Genomic DNA, 18888 nt, shown 5'->3' on the forward strand with positions numbered 1-18888 from the left:
TCAGGGTCGTCTCCGGGACGCAGCCGGGGACGCGGGGGCACGTCCGGCCGTTGTGACAAGGTGAATGGGGCCGGCCAGGACGAATCGGGTGGGGAGGTGTGCCGGCGTGGACCGCGGGCGGTGGCGGCGGATCGCCAGTCAGACCGGGCGGAGCATCACCGTGTGGGCGGTGTCCACGCTCACCATGCTGGTGCTCGCCGGGATCCTGCCCGACTTCCGGCTGCGCTCGGCGGACGGGGACAGCGCCACCGACATCGCGGTCACCGCCGCGCTCGGCGCGGGCGCCTTCGGTCTGCTGTCCGCGCTGGTGTGGCCGCTGCTGGTGCGCCTGCTGCTGCTCGTCCCGGCGCTGGTCCTCGGCCTGCTGGTGTTCTTCCTCAACGGCGCCCTGCTGTGGGTCGCGCTGTGGGTCAACCCGGTCGAACGCGGCTCCGCCGCCCCGCAGACGGCGGTGGTGGTCGCCGCCGTGATGTCCGCGGTCGCCTCGGCCACCGGCGCCGCCCTGGCCGTCCGCGACGACGACGCCTACCGGCGCCGCCTGTACCGGCTCGCCCACCGAAGACACCGCACCGGGCCGCCCTGCCCGTCCACCCCCGGCACCCTCTTCCTGCAGCTCGACGGCGTCGGCTACGACGTGCTGCTGGACGCCGTCGGCAAGGGCCTGATGCCCACCGTCGCCCGCTGGCTCGGCAGGGACGGCGGCAGAGCAGACGGCGGCAGAGCAGACGGCAAGAGCGCCGGCAGAGGGGACGGCAAGCGCGACGACGGAGGGGGCGCCGGCGAGGGTGGTCACGGCGGGGCGCGCGGCCGCAGGGCCACGCACCGGCTCACCTGCTGGCGCACCGACTGGTCCAGCCAGACCGGCGCCAGCCAGCTCGGCATCCTGCACGGCAGCAACTTCGACGTGCCCGCCTTCCGCTGGTACGAGAAGGCGCGCCGCGAGGTGATGGTCTGCAACCGCCCCACCAGCGCCGCCGAGCTCCAGGCCCGCGCCATCGAGCGCACCGGACACGCCGGGCTGCTCGCCGGTGACGGCGCCAGCCGCGGCAACCTGTTCAGCGGCGGCGCGGAGGAGCAGGCCCTGGTGCTGTCCATCGCCACCCGCCGGCGCGGCCCGCTCAACCGCTCCCGGGCCGGCTACTTCGCCTACTTCTCCGACCCCGCCAACGCCGTCCGCACCGCGCTGTCCTTCGTCGCCGAGGCGGGCCGCGAGATCGTCCAGTCCACCCGCGCCCGGTTCACCAAGCAGCGCCCGCGCGTGTCCCGCGGCGGCCTGTACCCCTTCGTGCGGGCCTTCGCCACCGTCGTGGAACGGGACGTGGTCGTCGCCGCCGTGATGGGCGACCTGCTGGCCGGCCGCACCGCCGTCTACGCCGACCTGGTCGCCTACGACGAGGTGGCCCACCACTCGGGCCCGACCAGCCGCGACGCCGAGAAGGTCCTGCAGCGCCTCGACCGGGCCCTCGCCCTGATCGAGAAGGTCGCCGAGCACGCCCCGCGCCCGTACCGGATCGTGGTGCTCTCCGACCACGGGCAGAGCCCGGGCGAGACCTTCCGCTCCCGTTACGGCCTCACCCTGGGCGACCTGGTCAGGGCCGGCTGCGGCCTGCCGGTGCCGCGCCGGGCGCGCCGCACCCGCAGCGGAGCCGAAGCCCGCGCGGCCGTGCGGGCGGCGCTGCGCAGGCCCGTGGAGGAGGGCGCCGAGCATTACCGCCCCACGCGCGGTTCGGAACCCGTCGTGCTGGCCTCCGGGAACCTGGGCCTGATCTCCTTCCCGGACGTGCCGCACCGGATGACCAAGGAGGAGATCGACGCCCGGCACCCCGCGCTGCTGCCCACCCTCGCCAACCACCCCGGCATCGGCTTCCTGCTGGTGCGCAGCGAACGGCACGGCGGCGTCGTCCTAGGGGCGCACGGCGCCGAGATCCCGCTCGCCGAACTCGACGACAACCCCGGCCCGCTCGCCCCGTTCGGCCCCGGCGCCGCCGATGCCGTACGCCGCACCCACACCTTCCCGCACACCGCCGACATCATGGTCAACTCGGCCTACGATCCGGCCGACGGCGAGGTGCTGGCCTTCGAGGAGCAGATCGGCTCGCACGGCGGTCTCGGCGGCGCCCAGTCGCGCGCCTTCCTGCTGTCCCCGCTCGCGCTGTCCCCGCCCGTCGCCGAGGACGCCGAACTGGTCGGTGCGGAGCAGGTTCACCATGTGCTGCGCCGCTGGCTGAACGAGTCCGGCTCGACACGCGCCCCCGAGGAACCTCGCCGCGAGCGCGCGGCCTGACCCGCCGCCGGGGCGCTTCCCCGCGGCCGGAAGCGGCGGAAGGTGCGGCTGCGACGGCCGGAATCCGGCTGCTGCGACGGCCGGAATCCGGCTGCTGCGGCGGGGAATCCCGGCTGTGGCGGCGGGAAGCCCGGCTGCCCGCCGCGGGAATCCCGGCTGCCGGTGGCGGGAATCCCGGCTGCCGGCGGCGGGAAATTCGGCTGCGGCCGAGATCGCCGCCGCCCAGACTGGTGGCATCGGGCGCCGCGCGCGCCCCTTCCTTCAGATTCTTCAGGTTGCTTCCGGACTCACCCGCCTCTTCCGCCGACCAGGAGCACGTGCGTGCAGGCTGCCGTCACCGTCACTCCCTCCCGTGTCCCCGAGCTGCTGCTCGGTCTCGCCACCGTCCGGCCGGTGCGCCGCCCCGCACGACGCCGGGTATCTGCCGGTCACCGAGATCGCCGGCCGGGTACGGGTGCACGGCCGCGGCGGCACCGTGCTGCAGTCCGGCATCGACCTGCTGCAGCGCGCCGAGGACTTCCCGCCCACCGCGCCGGTCCTGGTCATCACCGACGGCTACTGCGACGTCCTGCGGGTGCGGCGCGAGCACGCCTACCTGATCCCGCGCGGCGCACGGCTGCCGTTCACCGGGAAGGGGCCCGTCTTCCGGGTGAGCTGAGCCGGAGTGTGATCGGATGGGTGCGGGAACCCGCCGCGGCGGGACTCCCGGCCCCGGGCACCGCCGGGACACACGGCAGGACATCTCGCGAAAGGAAGCGTCATGGCAGCCACGCGCTCCGCACACACCGTTTGGGAAGGCAACCTGTTCCAGGGCAGCGGGGTCGTCACCTTCGACTCCTCCGGCAGCATCGGCGACCAGCCGGTCACCTGGGCGTCGCGGGCCGAGGAGGCCAACGGGAAGACCAGCCCCGAGGAGCTGATCGCGGCCGCGCACTCCAGCTGCTACTGCATGGCCTTCTCCAACATCCTCGACAAGGCCGGCACCCCGCCCACCCGCCTCGTGACCTCCGCCGACGTCACCTTCGTACCGGGCGAGGGCATCACCGCCATCCACCTCACCGTCGAGGGCACCGTCCCCGGCATGGACGAGGCCGCGTTCCTCTCGGCCGCCGAGGAGGCCAAGGTCAACTGCCCGGTGAGCCAGGCGCTGACGGGCACCGACATCACCCTCACGGCGAAGCTCGCCTGACCCGCCCGACCTGCCGAACCCCGCAGACCGCCCCGCGCAGAGGCGGTCTGCGGCGCGCCCAGGGGAAGGAGTGGCCGTGCGGCCACCGGAAGCAGAGGCCCTGCGGCTGCGGCCGTCCTCCGGGCCCGCCGTCTCCGCCCACCAGGGCGGCTCCGAGCGCACCGCGCCGGCGACCCGCGAGGCCTACGAGGACGCCGTCGCCGCCGGCGCCGACTACGCCGAGCTGGACGTCCGCCGCACCGCGGACGGCATCTTCGTGGTCCACCACGACGCCCGCGTGGGCGGCGACGGGCCGCTGCTGTCCACGCTCACCCACGCGGAGCTGTGCGCCCGCGCCGGGCGGCCGGTACCGGTGGTGGAGGAGATCCTGCAGCTGATCGCCGGACGGCTCCTGGCCCACCTCGACCTCAAGGAGACCGGCCACGAGCGGGAGCTGATCGACCGCGCCGTCGCCCTGCTCGGCCCGGACGGATTCGTCGCCACCACCCTGGAGGACCGCTCCGTCGCCGCGATCACCGCAGCCTTCCCCGGCGTGCGCACGATGCTCTCCCTCGGCCGCGACCGCAGGGACGTCCCGCGCGGCCGCCTCCTGGCCACCCGCCTCGGCGAGCTGCGGCCCCTGCGCCGGGTGCGCGCCTGCGGCGCCGACGGGATCGCCGTGCACCACCGGCTGGCCCGGGCCGGCGTGCTGCGCGAGGCCGCCCGGCACGGGCTGTTCACCATGGTGTGGACGGTCAACGACGACCCCCTGATGCGCACCTTCCTCGCCGATCCCCGCGTGGACGTGCTGATCACCGACCGCCCCCGGCGCGCACTCCAGCTCCGCGCCCACACCCGCACACCCACAGGCTGACAAGCGTCCACTCAAGCTATTGACAACAGGCCGCTCAAGTTTTGGGCTGGAAGTCCGGAGATGTGCCCCGGCGGAAGGGGACGGCGATGGGACGCGCGGTCGGGATCGACCTGGGGACCACCAACTCGGTGGTCGCGGTGCTCGAGGGCGGCGAGCCCACCGTGATCGCCAACGCGGAGGGCGCCCGGACCACGCCCTCGGTGGTGGCGTTCGCCAAGAACGGCGAGGTGCTGGTGGGCGAGGTCGCCAAGCGGCAGGCCGTCACCAACGTCGAGCGCACCGCCCGCTCCGTCAAACGCCACATGGGCGACCGCGACTGGCGGTTCCCCGAGCACGGGGACATCGACGGCAGGCGGTACACCGCACAGGAGATCTCCGCCCGCGTTCTGCAGAAGCTCAAACGGGACGCCGAGTCCTACCTCGGCGAGGACGTCACCGACGCCGTGATCACCGTCCCGGCGTACTTCGACGACACCCAGCGGCAGGCGACCAAGGAGGCCGGGGAGATCGCCGGCCTGAACGTCCTGCGGATCATCAACGAACCCACCGCGGCCGCGCTCGCCTACGGCCTGGACAAGGAGAACGACCACACCGTCCTCGTCTTCGACCTCGGCGGCGGCACCTTCGACGTCTCCCTCCTCGACATCGGCGAGGGCGTCATCGAGGTCAAGGCCACCAACGGCGACACCCACCTCGGCGGCGACGACTGGGACCAGCGCGTCGTCGAGTACCTCGCCAAGCGCTTCAAGGGCCAGTACGGCATCGACCTCAACCAGGACAAGATGGCCGTGCAGCGCCTCCGCGAGGCCGCGGAGAAGGCCAAGATCGAACTGTCCTCCTCCTCCGAGACCACCATCAACCTGCCCTACATCACCGCCTCCGCCGAGGGCCCGCTGCACCTGGACGAGAAGCTCACCCGCGCCCAGTTCCAGGAACTCACCGAGGACCTCCTGGAACGCTGCAAGACACCCTTCCACCAGGCGGTCAAGGACGCCGGGGTGAAGCTCTCCGCGATCGACCACGTCATCCTGGTCGGCGGCTCGACGCGCATGCCCGCCGTCACCGACCTGGTGCGCGAACTCACCGGCAAGGACCCGCACAAGGGCGTCAATCCCGACGAGGTCGTCGCCGTCGGCGCGGCCCTCCAGGCCGGCGTCATCCGCGGCGACGTCAAGGACGTACTGCTGCTCGACGTCACCCCGCTGTCCCTCGGCATCGAGACCAAGGGCGGCATCATGACCAAGCTGATCGAGCGCAACACCACGATCCCCACCCGCCGTTCGGAGATCTTCACCACCGCCACCGACAACCAGCCCTCGGTCGGCATCCAGGTCTACCAGGGCGAACGAGAGATCGCCGCCTACAACAAGAAGCTCGGCGTCTTCGACCTCACCGGACTGCCGCCCGCCCCGCGCGGCGTCCCGCAGATCGAGGTGGCCTTCGACATCGACGCCAACGGCATCATGCACGTCTCCGCCAAGGACCTGGCCACCGGCCGCGAGCAGAAGATGACCGTCACCGGCGGCTCCGCCCTGCCCAAGGACGAGATCGACCGCATGATGCGGGACGCCGAGCAGTACGCCGAGGAGGACCGCAAGCGCCGCGAGGCCGCCGAGACCCGCAACCAGGCCGAGCAACTCGTCTACCAGACCGAGAAGTTCCTGCGCGAAAACGGCGACAAGGTGCCCTCCGACACCAAGTCGGAGGTCGAGAACGCCGTGTCCGAGCTCAAGCAGCAGCTCGAACAGCAGGGGGACACCGCAGCCCTGCGCGCCGCGGCCGACCGGCTGGCCGCCGTCAGCCAGAAGATGGGCCAGGCCATGTACGCCCAGGCCCAGCCGTCCTCCGCCGAGGGCGCCGGTCCGGGCGGCGGGGCGCAGGACGCGCCGCACGACGCGCCGCAGGACGAGGAGAGCGTCGTCGACGCGGAGATCGTCGACGAGGACAACTCCGGCCAGAGCGAGGACCGCAAGGGCGGGGCGGCCTGAACACCCGATCCACGGCGGCCTGAACCGGCCGGCTCAGAGCGGCGTAGGCCGCACGGCTCGCACCGGCGCCGGCCGCCCAGCTCGCACCCGCGCCGGCCGCCCGTCCCACGCCCCCGCCGTCACGGCTTGCGGGCCACCCCCGAGTACACCGGTACGATGCCCTCCGCCTGCGCTGCCACGTCCTCCGCCTCCGGACGCCAGCCGTGCACCGGGATCACCCCCGGCCCCAGCAGCTCCAGGCCGGTGAAGAACCGCGAGAACTCGGCGAGCGAACGCGGATGGAACGGCGTACCGCTGCGCCGGAAGTGCTCGGCCGCCTGTCCGACCGCCTCCGGGCTCAGATCCGCCGTCACCTGGGACAGGATCAGATAGCTGCCGGGCGCGAGCGCGGCGACGTAACGCTCCAGCAGGCCGTACACGTCGTCGCCGTCGGGCGCGTCGTCCAGGTAGTGGGTCAGCGCGACCAGCGACAGCGCCACCGGCTGCCCGAAGTCCAGGGTCTTCTCCGCCTCGCCCAGCAGCCTGTCCGGGTCCCGCACATCGGAGTGCACATACGCCGTGACGCCCTCCGGAGTGCCGTGCAGCAGGGCCTGGGCGTGCCGCAGCACGATCGGGTCGTTGTCCGCGTACACCACCCGCGACTCGGGCGCGACCCGCTGCGCCACCTGGTGCAGATTCGGCTCGGTGGGGATGCCGGTGCCGATGTCCAGGAACTGCCGTATCCCCGCCTCGGCGACTGTTCTGGTCGCCCGGTGCATGAAACGGCGGTTGGCGCGCGCCCCGCGCACCACGGTGCCGTCCGCGGCGAGGATCCTGCGGGCGAGTTCCTCGTCCACCGGGTAGTTGTCCTTGCCGCCCAGCCACCAGTCGTAGACCCGGGCCGGGTGCGGGCGGCTGGTGTCGATCGGGGCGTTGATCGCGTCGGATCCGGTCACACGCTGTCCTCTCCTCGTCCTGTCCTGGTCATCGCATCGCTCTTCTCTCAAGACGCGCTCCGCCGCGCGGGGTTGCGCGAGTTGCGCGGGTTGCACGGATACGGCTCAGTACCGGTCAGGACCGGTCAGTACCGGTCAGTACCGGTCAGTACCGGTCACGCCAGGCGCGCAGCAGCTCCCGGGTGCGCTCCGTGGACGCCGCCCGCGCCGTCATGTGGTCCAGCACCTCGAGATGCGCCGACACCTCGGTGCGGGAGTCCAGATACAGGGCGCCGGTCAGGTACTCGGTGAACACCATGTCGGGCAACTCCGGTTCGGCGAACCGGAACAGCGTGAACGGCGCGTAGGCCCCCGGATGCGGGCCGTCGGTGAACTCCGCGATCTGCACGGTGATCCGGTCCCGCTCGGAGTACCGCAGCAGCTCGTCCAGCTGCTTGCGCATCACCCGGCCGTCGACGCTCACCGGGCGCCGCAGCACTGTCTCGTCCAGGACCACCCACAGATGCGGCGGGTCCGCCCGCTCCAGCAGCCGGCGGCGTTCCATGCGCAGTGCCACATGCCGCTCGACCGTCTCGTGGCCCTCCGCCCCGATCGTGCCGGCCTCCAGCACCGCCCGCGCATAGTCCTCGGTCTGCAGCAGGCCCGGCACGAAGTGCGGCTCGTAGGAGCGGATGATCCGGGCGGCGCCCTCCAGGCTCACATACAGGCTGAACCAGTCGGGCAGCACATCGTGGAACCGCTGCCACCAGCCCGGCCGGTTGGCCTCCTCCACCAGATCGATGAACGCGGTCGCCTCCGGCTCCGGCACCCCGTAGGCGGACAGCAGGATCTGCACATACGGGATCTTCAACGCGACCTCGGCGGTCTCCATGCGCCGGACGGTCGCGGGCGCCACCCGCAGCACCCTGGCCGCCTCGTCCCGTCCGAGACCCGCGGCCTCCCGCAGTTCCTGCAGCCGTCTGCCGAGCACCACCTGCCCCACGGTGGGTGCGGCCCGCCGCTCGCTCACACCCGGCCTCCCAACGCGCCGTGCTCCGCGATCAGTCTGTCACGCCGCCCCCACACTCTCACGCTGTGCGCACGGGTCACCACGCCCCCTCGTTCCGCGGTGCGACGGCCCCCGCCGCCGATCGGCACGAGGGAAGTGCCCTCCGTGCGGCATTACTCCGGAGGTAATCGACGCCGGCCCCACCCACCGGGATCGTGGAGCCGGACGGTCCCGGGGCGGCGCACTCCGCTCCGGGACCGCACCGCCCGCATCCCGCCGACCAACCGATCCCGACGGAGGGTGATTCATCATGTCCGCGACTCAGCCCGCCGCGCTCGCCCGGACCACCGACCCGCAGGCCGTGCTGCGCCGCATCCTCGCCCTCGACGCCGTCGTCACCGGCGCCAACGCACTCGCCTACCTCGCGCTCTCCGGACCGCTCGGGCGCTTCCTCGGCGTGGACTCGACACTCCTGCTCGGGCTCGGTGCGTTCCTCCTCGGCTACGCGGCCGGAGTCGGTCTGCTCGCCGCCCGCCCGCACCCGCCGGCCCTCGGCGTGCGGGCCGTCGTCGAGGCCAACCTCGCCTGGTCGGCGGTGAGTCTGGCCGCGCTCGCGCTGTGGCTCTCGCCGAGCGCGGCGGGCGCGGTGTGGACCGTGCTCCAGGCGCTCGTCGTGGCCGGCTTCGCCCTGCTGCAGCACATGGCGCTGAAGGCGCGGCAGTCCGACCGGGGCTGACTGCTGACTCAACTCAGCCAGTTCTGCAGGTACTTGGCCGTCGCCGGGTCGGCCGGGAGCAGCGTCTCCACGGCCAGCTCGGCGACGGTCACGTCCATGGGCATGTTGAAGGTGGAGATCGAGGAGACGAAGGACAGCGTCCGCCCCTGATGCTCGAGCAGCATCGGCAGCGCGAAGTACGCCGCCGCGTCGTCCGTCTCCTCCTGCGCCTCCGAACCGGTCTCCGGCACGGGATACGCGGCCACCTCCTCGTACAGCGCCCGCAGCTGCTCCGAACGGCGCAGCGCGATCTGGTGCTCGATGCGCTGCAGCAGATGCCCGCGCCACTGCCGCAGATTCCGGATGCGCGGGGCGAGCCCCTGCGGGTGCAGCGTGAGCCGCAGCGCGTTCAGCGGCGGCGCCAGCAGCGACTGAGGAATCCCCTCCAGCAGCGCCGTCACCCCGCGGTTGGCCGCCACCACGTCGAACAGGGCGTCCACCACCAGTGCGGGAAACGGCTCGTAGCCCCCGATCAGCCGCTCGATGCCCGCCCGCAGCGCGTCCAGCGCCGGGTCGTCCAGCGGGGTGTGCGGATACCGGGGCGCGTAACCGGCCGCCACCAGCAGCGCGTTGCGCTCCCGCACCGGCACGTCCAGATGCTCGGCGAGCCGCAGCACCATCTCCTCGCTGGGCCGGGAACGCCCCGTCTCGATGAAGCTGATGTGCCGGGCGGAGGAACCCGCGCGCAGCGCCAGCTCCAGCTGGCTCACCCGCCGCTGCTCCCGCCAGGCACGCAGCAGCGGGCCCGCACCCCCGGCCGCGGAGGCGGCGTCCGACGTCGCACTGCTCATGCCGCCGACCGTAACCGGGAACCGGGCGACCGGGCATCCGCACCCGCTGCCCGCACCCTCTGGCAATGGGTGACCTCCTCGACACATGGCCCCGTTCTCCGCCGACCGGGAGCCGCAGACGACATGCTGTGGCACGCTGAGTAACGAGTCCCTTTGCCTCCCGAGGCGTCCGAAGGACCGCTGAACCACCCCCCCACCGGCGAAGGAGCGCACTCCATGCCCGTCGAACCGCTGCCGCACAAGGAGATCGAGGACCGGCTGGCCGAGCTGCCCGGCTGGTCGCTCGACGGAGACCGCCTCACCCGCTCCTACCGTCTCGGCTCGCACTTCGCGGCCACGGCGATGGTCGTCCACATCGCCCAGGTGCAGGAGGAACTCGGCCACCACTCCGACCTCACCCTCGGCTACAACACCGTGGCCCTGTCCGTGAACACCCACAGCGTGGGCGGAGCCGTCACCGAGAAGGACTTCGAGCTCGCCCGCAGGGTGGAGGACCTGGCCCCCGGCCACGGGGCACACTGAGACACGTGCTCGACTACGAGGAGGAGGCCCGGCACTACGACGACCTCCGCGGTGGCGAACCACGTGCGGCGGCCGCCGCCGACGCCGTGCTCGGACTGATCCCCGGACAGGCCCGCACCCTGCTCGACGCGGCCTGCGGCACCGGGCTGGTCACCCGCCGCTTCGCCGCCGCCCGCCCCGGCCTGGCGGTGACCGGCGTCGACCTCGCCTCCGCCATGACCCGTCTGGCCGCCACCCGGCTGCCCGGCCGGATCGTCCGCGCCGACACCCGCCGGCTGCCGTTCGCCGACGCCCGCTTCGACGCCGTGGTCACCGTCTGGCTGCTGCATCTGCTGAACGGACCCGACGAGGCCGAGGCCGTCCTCGCCGAGTGCGCCCGCGTGCTGCGCCCCGGCGGCGTCTACGTCACCACCGTCGACAAGGCCGCCGCCCACAACGTCGGCAGCGACATCGACGCCGTCCTCGCCGCCCGCCCGCGCAGCCCCGTCCGCGACGCCGCCGCGGACGTCGAGGCCTGCGCCGCCCGCCACGGCCTGGTCCCGGCAGGCCAGGCGCGCTTCCGCGGCCACGGCCAGGGCCGCAGCCCCCGCCGCACCCTCGCCGACCTGCGCCGCGGCTGGTTCGTCACCATCCCGCCCGACAGCCCGCTGGCCGACCGCATGGCCTCCCGCCTGGCCGCACTCCCCGACCAGGACCGCCCCCGCCCCGACCCGGTCTTCACCCTCCGGGCCTTCCGCAAGCCTCCACCCCGCCCCACGCTCCCGCACCCACGATGACCCCCGACGCCCCACCCCCCCGCCTTTGCACAACCGGCAACTTCATTTGCCCCGTCCGGAGCGTCGGCGCACTCTGTCCGCACCCGAGCGGAGAGGCTGACTGACACCATGGCGCACCACCACCACGACCACGGCGACAAGCACACACCCCCGTCCGCGCACGCGCACGACCACACGGACATCGACTGGGCCGAGATGGCCGACCACCTCGAAGCACAGGCGGAACTGTTCACCCCGCTGTACGAGCGTGTCCTCGGCTGGCTGGCCAAGGAGGTCACCGAACCCGGACTCGTGGTGGACGCGGGCAGCGGCCCCGGCGTCATCTCCTGCCTGTTCGCCGACACCTTCCCCGGCGCACGCATCGTGGCCGTCGACGGCTCCGAACCGCTCCTGGAACGCGCCCGGGCCCGCGCCGCCGACCGGTGCGTGGCCGACCGCTTCTCCACCCTCACCGGCGAACTCCCCGGCGTCCTCGACGACTTGGAGTACCCCGCAGACCTCCTCTGGGCCAGCCGCAGCGTGCACCACCTCGGCGACCAGCAGGCCGCCCTGACCACGCTCGCCTCCCGGCTCGCCCCCGGCGGCACCCTGGCCGTGATGGAGGGCGGCCTGCCCACCCGCTTCCTCCCGCGCGACCTCGGCTTCGGCCGCCCCGGCCTCCAGGCCCGCCTCGACGTGCTGCAGGAGGAGTGGTTCGCCCAGATGCGCGCCGACCTGCCCGGCTCGGTCGCCACCAGCGAGCACTGGCCGGCCCTGCTCACCGCCGCGGGCCTCCACCACACCCGCACCCGCTCCTTCCTCCTCGACCTCCCCGCCCCGGCCCCCGACCGCGCCCGCGCCTACGCCGTCGACATGCTCACCCGCGCCCGCGAGACCTTCGCCGACCGCCTCGACCCCGACGACCGCACCACCCTCGACCGCCTCCTCGACCCCGACGACAAGGCAAGCCTCCACCACCGCCCCGACGTCTTCCTCCTCACCGCCCACACCGTGCACACGGCGGTACGCCCGGTCTGACCGGAGGAGCACCCCTCGAGGACGTGCGGGCTGCGATGGAGGAGTGCGGCGGCCTCGTGCCTCACGGAGGCCGCCGCGCTTCGTGCTGACGGTTGTTCAGGACGCGCGTCAGGCCATGTTGAACTGGGCCGGGTCCGGGCCCAGGCGGCGGTCCTCGTCGAGGGCGCTGATGGCGGCCAGGTCCTCGGCGTCCAGGCTGAAGTCGAAGACGTCGATGTTCTCCCGGATGCGGGACGGCGTCACCGACTTCGGGATGGCGATGTTGCCGAGCTGGAGGTGCCAGCGCAGCACGATCTGGGCCGGGGTGCGGTTGTGCTTCTGCGCGATCGCCACGATCGCCGGGACCTCCAGCAGGCCCTTGCCCTGGCCCAGCGGCGACCAGGCCTCGGTGGCGATGCCCCGCTCCGCGTGGTACTCGCGGGCGGTGTGCTGCTGCAGATGCGGGTGGAGCTCGATCTGGTTGACCGCGGGGACCACTGAGGTCTCGGAGATCAGCCGCTCCAGGTGCTCGGGCAGGAAGTTCGACACGCCGATGGCGCGGACCCGCCCGTCGGCGAGCAGCTTCTCGAACGCCTTGTAGGTGTCGACGTACTTGTCCCGGGCCGGCGTCGGCCAGTGGATGAGGTACAGGTCCAGGTATTCGAGGCCCAGCTTGGACAGGGAGGTGTCGAAGGCGCGCAGCGTACTGTCGTACCCCTGGTCGGTGTTCCAGAGCTTCGTGGTGACGAACAGCTCCTCGCGCGGGATGCCCGACTTCGCGATGGCCCTGCCGGTGCCCTCCTCGTTCTCGTACGCGGCCGCCGTGTCGATGCTGCGGTAGCCGGCCTGAAGGGCCTGCGTGACGGCCGTCTCCGCCTCGGCGTCCGGCACCTGCCAGACGCCGAAGCCGAGCTGGGGCATCTCGACGCCGTTGTTCAGGGTGATCGCGGGGACCTTGGTCACGGGCTTACGATCCTTCGTCTCGTCGACAGGAGTGGTCGGTCTGATACCTCCATGGTCAACGATCACTGCTCGTCGTGCATTCCTGATCGGCCGACTCGCGTCTGGTGAGGGACGTGACGCGCGTCCGGACGGAAGGTGACTGCGCGGCCGGGGCGCATCGTGTTCACGTCCGGTACAGGGCCTCGACCTCTGCCGCGTAGGCCTTCTCGATCGCCTTGCGCTTCAGCTTCAGCGACGGGGTGAGCAGCCCGTGCTCCTCGGTGAACGGCTGCGCCAGGATCCGGAAGGTGCGGATCGACTCGGCCTGCGACACCAGCGTGTTGGCGGCGACCACCGCGCGCCGCACCTCGGTCTCCAGGTCCGGGTCGTTGACCAGCTGGGCCGGCGGCAGCTGGGGCTTGCCGCGCATCGCGAGCCAGTGCTCCACGGCCTCCGGGTCCAGGGTGACCAGCGCGGCGACGTACGGGCGGTCGTTGCCGACGACGATGCACTGGTTGACCAGCGGATGGTCGCGCACCCGCTCCTCCAGCAGCCCCGGCGAGACGCTCTTGCCGCCGGAGGTGACCAGGATCTCCTTCTTGCGGCCGGTGATGGTCAGATAGCCGTCCTCGTCGAGGGAGCCCAGGTCACCGGTGGCCATCCAGCCGTCGTGCAGGGCCTCGTCGGTGGCCTTCGGGTTGTTCAGATAGCCCTGGAAAACGGTGGCACCGTGCAGCCAGATCTCCCCGTCGTCCGCGATGTGCACGGTGACGCCCGGAATCGGCGGGCCGACCGTGCCGTACCGGGTGCGCCCGGGCGGGTTGGCGGTGGCGGCGGCGGTGGACTCGGTCAGGCCGTAGCCCTCGTAGATCTGCACGCCCGCACCGGCGAAGAACAGGCCGAGCCGCCGGTCCATGGCCGAGCCGCCCGACATGGCGCTGCGGATCCGCCCGCCCATCGCCGCGCGCACCTTGCTGTACACGAGCTTGTCGAAGAGCTGGTGCTGCATCCGCAGCCCGGCCGAGGGCCCCGGTCCGATGCCCCACGCCTTCGCCTCCACGGCGTCCGCGTACTTCACCGCCACCTCGACGGCCTTCTCGAACGGCCCGGCCTTGCCCTCGCGCTCCGCCTTGCGGCGGGCGGCGTTGAACACCTTCTCGAAGATGTACGGCACCGCCAGGATGAACGTCGGCCGGAACGCCGCCAGGTCCGGCAGCAGCGCGGCGGCGTTCAGCTGCGGCTGGTGCCCGAACTTGACCCGGCCGCGCATCGCCGCCACCTCCACCATCCGGCCGAACACGTGCGCGAGCGGCAGGAAAAGCAGCGTCGAGGCCTCGTCACCCTTCTTGGAGTGGAAGACCGGCTCCCAGCCCTCGATGACGGTCTCCGCCTCGTGCATGAAGTTGCCGTGGGAGAGCACACAGCCCTTGGGACGGCCCGTGGTACCGGAGGTGTAGATGATCGTCGCCACCGAGTCGGGGGTGACCGCCCTGCGGTGCCGGTGCACGATCTCGTCGTCGATGTGCGCGCCCGCGTCGTACAGCTCCTGCACCGCGCCCGCGTCCAGCTGCCACAGCTGGCGCAGCTGCGGCAGCCGGTCGATGACCGTGGCGATGGTCATCGCGTGGTCCTCGTGCTCCACGATCGCGGCGGTGACCTCCGAGTCGTACAGCATCCAGAAGCACTGCTCCGCCGACGACGTCGGATACACCGGCACGACCTGCGCGCCGATCGTCCACAGGGCGAAGTCGAACAGCGTCCACTCGTAGCGCGTGCGCGACATGATCGCGACCCGGTCGCCGAAGCGCACCCCGCGGGCGATCAGCCCCTTGGCGAGGGCGAGCACCTCGTCACGGAACTCGGCGCTGGTCACATCCCGCCACTGCCCGGATTCGTCCTTGCGGCCGAGCGCGACGCGTGTCGGGTCCTCCTCGGCGTACTGGAAGATCATGTCGGCCAGTCCGCCCACGAGAGGTGCCGACGCAGGCGGAGGGTTCTCGAACTCGCGCAATCCCCGCTCCCCGTCTCAGCGCTTCCTTCTCCACGACCCCCCGCAGGCGGTGAAAGCTACCTCACACCGCACAGGCGCGGGAGGGGGTGGAAAATTGAGCACGGCTCTTGTACGCGCTGGTCAGCCCTGGAAAATGCGCTCACATGGGGAAGGGTCGGACAGATTCCTGACGGTTGAGTAAGTTTCGGTGCCGTAATCTCCACCGAATCTGTACGACCGTGGATGCGCCGGAACGGGGGGAACACGCCTCATCACGGCCCGCCGCGGTGCAGCCGGTCGCCGCCCGCGAGGATCGCCTCCGCCAGCGCGCGGGCCGCCTCCCGCGCCGAGGGACGGCCCCGGCCGTACGTCACCACGAAGTCCACCTGCCCCGGCTCGGGCAGCCCCGCCCGCTCCGGCACCCGCACCAGGCCCGGCGGCACCAGTCCCCGGGAGTGCACCATGACGCCGAGCCCCGCGCGGGCCGCCGCCAGCAGACCGTTCAGGCTGCCGCTGGTGCACACGATGCGCCACGGGCGGCCCTGCCGCTGAAGCGCCCGCAGCGCCAGCTCGCGGGTGATGCCCGGCGGCGGGTAGACGATCAGCGGCACGGGCCGGTCCGGGTCCAGACGCAGCCCCGGCGCGCCGATCCACACCAGCTCGTCGTGCCACACCAGCTCGCCGTGCGGATCCTCCGGCCGCCGCTTGGCCAGCACCAGATCCAGCCGGCCCTCGGCCAGCCGCTGGTGCAGGATGCCCGACAGCTCGACCGTCAGCTCCAGATCGACCTCCGGGTGCTCGCGCCGGAAGCGCTGCAGGATCTCCGGCAGCCTGGTCAGCACGAAGTCCTCCGAGGCGCCGAAGCGGAGCCGGCCGCGCAGCCGGGTGCCGCCGAAGAACTGCGCCGCCTGCTCGTGCACCTCCAGGATCCGCCGCGCGAAGCCCAGCATCGCCTCGCCGTCCTCGGTCAGCTCCACCGAGTGCGTGTCCCGGGCGAACAGCTGCCGGCCCGTCGCGTCCTCCAGCCGCCGCACATGCTGGCTCACCGTCGACTGCCGCAGCCCCAGCCGCCGGGCGGCCTGCGTGAAGCTCAGCGTCTGCGCCACGGAGAGGAAGGTGCGCAGGTGCGTGGGGTCGTACATGGGGCCACGGTACGCCGCTCATCGCGATCCGTGATGACAGTGAGAGCGGTGTACGGGTTTCCCGATCGCCCGCGGGACGATCACCATGGGGCATGTACCCCCGAGAAGCGCCCGCGAGGGAACAGGGGGACGAGCGACCGCAACAGGAACTGAGCAAGTGGAGCACCGTGACACGCCTGCGTCTGCCCAGCCGGATACGGACCCTGACCAGCCGGACACCGCTGGACCCGTACATCCTGCTCCTGCTCGCCACGGTGGGCCTCGCCGCGCTGCTGCCGGCCCGCGGCACCGGCGCGGAGATCGCCTCCGGTGCCTCCACCGCCGCCGTCGCCCTGCTGTTCTTCCTCTACGGCGCCCGGCTCTCCACCCGGGAGGCGCTCGACGGGCTGAAGCACTGGCGCCTGCATGTCACCGTGCTGGCCTGCACCTTCGTGGTCTTCCCGCTGCTCGGGCTGGCGGCCCGCGGGCTGGTCCCGTTCCTGCTGACCGAGCCGCTGTACCGGGGCCTGCTGTTCCTCACCCTGGTCCCGTCCACCATCCAGTCGTCGATCGCCTTCACCTCGATGGCCCGCGGCAATGTGCCCGCCGCGATCTGTGCGGGCTCCTTCTCCTCGCTCGCCGGCCTCGTCCTCACCCCGCTGCTGGCGGCGCTGCTGCTCGGCGGCAGCGGGGGCGGTGTCTCCGCCGACTCGGTGGTGAGGATCGTGGCCCAGCTGCTGGTGCCGTTCCTCGCCGGGCAGCTGCTGCGCCGCCGGCTCGGCCCCTTCCTCACCCGGCACCGCAGGGCACTGGGCCTGGCCGACCGGGGCGCCATCCTGCTGGTCGTCTACACGGCGTTCAGCGCGGGCATGGTGCAGGGCATCTGGCACCAGGTGGGGGCCGCGCGGCTCGGCGCCCTGCTCGCCGTGGAGGCGGCGCTGCTCACCGTGATGCTGCTGCTGAGCTGGTACGGCGCCAAGGCGCTCGGCTTCGGGCGCGCGGACCGCATCGCGATCCAGTTCGCGGGCTCCAAGAAGTCGCTGGCGGCCGGGCTGCCCATGGCGAGCGTGCTGTTCGGTGCGCACGCCTCGATGGCGGTGCTGCCGCTGATGCTGTTCCACCAGATGCAGCTGATGGTGTGCGCGGTGATCGCCCGCCGCCGCTCGCACGATCCGGTACCGGAGGGAGAGGTCTCCGAGACTGGCTCCCGGACCGGCTCCCGGACCGGCTCCGAGACCGGCTCCGAGACCGGCCCGGCCCCCGCACTCACCGGTCCGCGCCGAGGCGGATCGTCACGAAGCGGGGCCGGTACAGCGACACGTTCCGGCTGAGCATCACCGCCGCGCCGGCCGACTCCAGCCAGTTCACGTCGTAGCTGAGGACCAGGCGCCCGTCGCCGCCGAGCTCCGGATGTGTCTGCGGGTTGTAGGCGGCCGTGCCCTGCTGCGGCAGCGCGGGGGCGAACTCCGCGGACGGCCCGTGCCAGGGCCCGGTCGGGGAGCAGGCCCAGTACGAGGCCACCGTGGTCAGCCCCTTGGCGCCCGCGGCCATGGTGAACAGCACATAGGTGCCGTCGTCGCGCACCACCGAGAAGGCGCTGCCCACGCCGGTGCGCCGGCCGTCGCCGAGCACCGGGCGCGGGCGGGCACGGCTCTGCCAGGCCGGGCCGTTCCAGTACTCCCAGGCTGACGGGTCGGCCAGACGGCCCTCCGGCACCCGGGCCACATAGGCGTGGGAGGCGGGCCGGGCCGCGGGCCTGCCGTCGTCGCCGCCGAAGACGTACGTCCAGCCGTCCTTCTCGAGGAGGGTGGTGCCGAACAGCACCCGCCGCGAGAAGTCCGCCACCTGCTCCTGCCCGAGCACCTTCACGATCGACTCCACACGCAGGTCCGGCAGGGAGAGCGTGGCGACCTCGGTGGCGGTGGGCACGCCGTACACCCACGGATCCTGCCCCGCCGTGCGCACCCACAGCAGGACCCGCACGACCTGGTCGTCGGAGCCGGGGGAGCGGGGCTCGACCCGGGCGGCGACCGGCCAGCGCCACTGGTCCGGCGCCGGATCGGGGAAGAGCGGGGCGGGCAGGGTGCCCTCGAGACGCCCGTCGCGCATCAGCACACCCGAGTTGCGCACCAGCGGGGCGGTGGTGTCGCGCCAGGCGTAGGCCTCGCCGACCGGGTTGGGCGGGCGGTGCACCCGGCCCAGGTAGGTGTCGGAGAACAGCCACAGCAGCCGGCCGTCGGGCAGCCGCACGGAGTGGGTGCCGTCGCCGCCGGTCCAGTCGTCGGCGCGGGCGGCATCGTCTCCGTAGCGGGCGAACTCGCCCGTGAGGCCGTCGTCGGCGGTCCAGGAGGCGACCGTGCGCGGTGCGCAGTCCCCGTCGCCGTCCGGCCGCCCGTCGTCCTCGGGCAGCCCGCTGACCAGCACGGCACCGAGGATCAGGGCCAGCACCAGGCCGATCCCGGTCCCCGTCCGCTGCCGCACTCGGACCACGTCGTCGGACACGCTCCGCGACGTTAGTGGGCGCACCGGCGCCGGTCCATGGGGCACCGGGTGCGCACGGTGCCCGAGGGGCCGTCAGCCGTGGCCCAGCGGGCGTCGGGGGTGGCCGGCCCGAGGCGTCAGCCGTGGTCGGGAGGTGTCAGGGGTGGCCGGCCCGAGGCGTCAGCCGTGGTCGGGAGGCGTCAGGGGTGGCCGGCCCGAGGCGTCAGCCGCGGTCGGGAGGTGTCAAGGATGGCCGG

General features: G+C 72.7%; 16 protein-coding genes and 1 pseudogene. 10 read left to right on the forward strand and 7 right to left on the reverse strand.

The features are described 5' to 3' along the window. Nucleotides 1-64: 64 nt before the first annotated feature. From ABD207_RS18800 to dnaK, 5 genes and pseudogenes are all read left to right on the forward strand, one after another. Nucleotides 65-2284: a phage holin family protein gene (locus tag ABD207_RS18800; protein ID WP_344014261.1), complete on the forward strand. Its 2220-nt coding sequence runs from the start codon at nucleotides 65-67 to the stop codon at nucleotides 2282-2284. Between the two features lie 397 nt (nucleotides 2285-2681). Then, nucleotides 2682-2942, forward strand: a pseudogene (locus ABD207_RS18805) (DUF2201 family putative metallopeptidase); the annotation flags it as partial. A 102-nt stretch (nucleotides 2943-3044) separates the two neighbouring features. Then, complete coding sequence (locus ABD207_RS18810) at nucleotides 3045-3473, forward strand: OsmC family protein (protein ID WP_344014262.1); 429 nt, start codon at nucleotides 3045-3047, stop codon at nucleotides 3471-3473. A gap of 76 nt (nucleotides 3474-3549) precedes the next feature. Then, the gene (locus ABD207_RS18815; protein ID WP_344014263.1) at nucleotides 3550-4326 is read left to right on the forward strand and encodes a glycerophosphodiester phosphodiesterase family protein; all 777 of its coding nucleotides are present in this window, start codon (nucleotides 3550-3552) and stop codon (nucleotides 4324-4326) included. An 86-nt stretch (nucleotides 4327-4412) separates the two neighbouring features. After that, on the forward strand, nucleotides 4413-6314 hold the full coding sequence (gene dnaK / locus ABD207_RS18820; RefSeq protein ID WP_344014264.1) for a molecular chaperone DnaK: 1902 nt from the start codon (nucleotides 4413-4415) through the stop codon (nucleotides 6312-6314). Nucleotides 6315-6433: 119 nt separating this feature from the next. On the opposite strand, the gene ABD207_RS18825 is transcribed toward dnaK, so the two are convergent. Together ABD207_RS18825 and ABD207_RS18830 are read right to left on the reverse strand one after the other, a co-directional pair. Beyond that, nucleotides 6434-7249 (reverse strand): SAM-dependent methyltransferase, encoded by an 816-nt coding sequence (locus ABD207_RS18825; RefSeq protein ID WP_344014265.1) that lies wholly within the window; start codon nucleotides 7247-7249, stop codon nucleotides 6434-6436. Between the two features lie 145 nt (nucleotides 7250-7394). After that, entirely contained in the window at nucleotides 7395-8258 is an 864-nt protein-coding gene (locus ABD207_RS18830; protein WP_344014266.1) for a helix-turn-helix domain-containing protein, read from the reverse strand. Nucleotides 8259-8547: 289 nt separating this feature from the next. Between ABD207_RS18830 and ABD207_RS18835 the strand changes: the two genes are divergently transcribed. Beyond that, the gene (locus tag ABD207_RS18835) at nucleotides 8548-8973 is read left to right on the forward strand and encodes a hypothetical protein (RefSeq protein ID WP_344014267.1); all 426 of its coding nucleotides are present in this window, start codon (nucleotides 8548-8550) and stop codon (nucleotides 8971-8973) included. A gap of 8 nt (nucleotides 8974-8981) precedes the next feature. Here the strand turns inward: ABD207_RS18835 and ABD207_RS18840 are convergent, their stop codons facing one another. Further along, a complete protein-coding gene (locus ABD207_RS18840; RefSeq protein ID WP_344014268.1) occupies nucleotides 8982-9803 on the reverse strand; it encodes a helix-turn-helix domain-containing protein in 822 nt (273 codons plus the stop codon). A 216-nt stretch (nucleotides 9804-10019) separates the two neighbouring features. Here ABD207_RS18840 and ABD207_RS18845 point away from each other — a divergent pair, with 216 nt between their 5' ends. The 3 genes from ABD207_RS18845 (at nucleotide 10020) to ABD207_RS18855 (ending at nucleotide 12118) form a co-directional block, all read left to right on the forward strand. Continuing rightward, complete coding sequence (locus ABD207_RS18845) at nucleotides 10020-10325, forward strand: 4a-hydroxytetrahydrobiopterin dehydratase (protein WP_344014269.1); 306 nt, start codon at nucleotides 10020-10022, stop codon at nucleotides 10323-10325. 5 nt (nucleotides 10326-10330) lie between these two features. Then, on the forward strand, nucleotides 10331-11101 hold the full coding sequence (locus ABD207_RS18850; protein WP_344014270.1) for a class I SAM-dependent methyltransferase: 771 nt from the start codon (nucleotides 10331-10333) through the stop codon (nucleotides 11099-11101). A gap of 108 nt (nucleotides 11102-11209) precedes the next feature. Continuing rightward, complete coding sequence (locus tag ABD207_RS18855; protein WP_344014271.1) at nucleotides 11210-12118, forward strand: class I SAM-dependent methyltransferase; 909 nt, start codon at nucleotides 11210-11212, stop codon at nucleotides 12116-12118. A gap of 108 nt (nucleotides 12119-12226) precedes the next feature. Here ABD207_RS18855 and ABD207_RS18860 read toward each other — a convergent pair whose 3' ends face one another. The 3 genes from ABD207_RS18860 to ABD207_RS18870 form a co-directional block, all read right to left on the reverse strand. Next, nucleotides 12227-13060, reverse strand: a complete 834-nt coding sequence (locus ABD207_RS18860; RefSeq protein ID WP_344014272.1) for an aldo/keto reductase — start codon at nucleotides 13058-13060, stop codon at nucleotides 12227-12229. Between the two features lie 163 nt (nucleotides 13061-13223). Beyond that, on the reverse strand, nucleotides 13224-15050 hold the full coding sequence (locus ABD207_RS18865; RefSeq protein ID WP_344014273.1) for an AMP-dependent synthetase/ligase: 1827 nt from the start codon (nucleotides 15048-15050) through the stop codon (nucleotides 13224-13226). Nucleotides 15051-15301: 251 nt separating this feature from the next. After that, entirely contained in the window at nucleotides 15302-16171 is an 870-nt protein-coding gene (locus ABD207_RS18870; protein ID WP_344014274.1) for a LysR substrate-binding domain-containing protein, read from the reverse strand. A gap of 167 nt (nucleotides 16172-16338) precedes the next feature. Here ABD207_RS18870 and ABD207_RS18875 point away from each other — a divergent pair, with 167 nt between their 5' ends. Next, on the forward strand, nucleotides 16339-17481 hold the full coding sequence (locus tag ABD207_RS18875) for a bile acid:sodium symporter family protein (protein ID WP_425580747.1): 1143 nt from the start codon (nucleotides 16339-16341) through the stop codon (nucleotides 17479-17481). On the opposite strand, the gene ABD207_RS18880 is transcribed toward ABD207_RS18875, so the two are convergent. Then, nucleotides 17417-18652 (reverse strand): DUF4185 domain-containing protein, encoded by a 1236-nt coding sequence (locus ABD207_RS18880; RefSeq protein ID WP_344014276.1) that lies wholly within the window; start codon nucleotides 18650-18652, stop codon nucleotides 17417-17419. The two genes, ABD207_RS18875 and ABD207_RS18880, sit on opposite strands and share 65 nt — an antisense overlap. Nucleotides 18653-18888: the final 236 nt, after the last annotated feature.

It is taken from the genome of Streptomyces thermospinosisporus, assembly GCF_039526425.1.
Classification (GTDB): Bacteria; Actinomycetota; Actinomycetes; order Streptomycetales; family Streptomycetaceae; genus Streptomyces; species Streptomyces thermocarboxydovorans.

Bases quoted from the DNA above. Each gene is read 5' to 3' on its own strand.
- ABD207_RS18800 (WP_344014261.1), top strand. From the start codon at position 65: ATGGGGCCGGCCAGGACGAATCGGGTGGGGAGGTGTGCCGGCGTGGAC.
- ABD207_RS18810 (WP_344014262.1), top strand. From the start codon at position 3,045: ATGGCAGCCACGCGCTCCGCACACACCGTTTGGGAAGGCAACCTGTTC.
- dnaK (WP_344014264.1), top strand. From the start codon at position 4,413: ATGGGACGCGCGGTCGGGATCGACCTGGGGACCACCAACTCGGTGGTC.
- ABD207_RS18835 (WP_344014267.1), top strand. From the start codon at position 8,548: ATGTCCGCGACTCAGCCCGCCGCGCTCGCCCGGACCACCGACCCGCAG.
- ABD207_RS18840 (WP_344014268.1), bottom strand. From the start codon at position 9,803: ATGAGCAGTGCGACGTCGGACGCCGCCTCCGCGGCCGGGGGTGCGGGC.
- ABD207_RS18845 (WP_344014269.1), top strand. From the start codon at position 10,020: ATGCCCGTCGAACCGCTGCCGCACAAGGAGATCGAGGACCGGCTGGCC.
- ABD207_RS18855 (WP_344014271.1), top strand. From the start codon at position 11,210: ATGGCGCACCACCACCACGACCACGGCGACAAGCACACACCCCCGTCC.
- ABD207_RS18870 (WP_344014274.1), bottom strand. From the start codon at position 16,171: ATGTACGACCCCACGCACCTGCGCACCTTCCTCTCCGTGGCGCAGACG.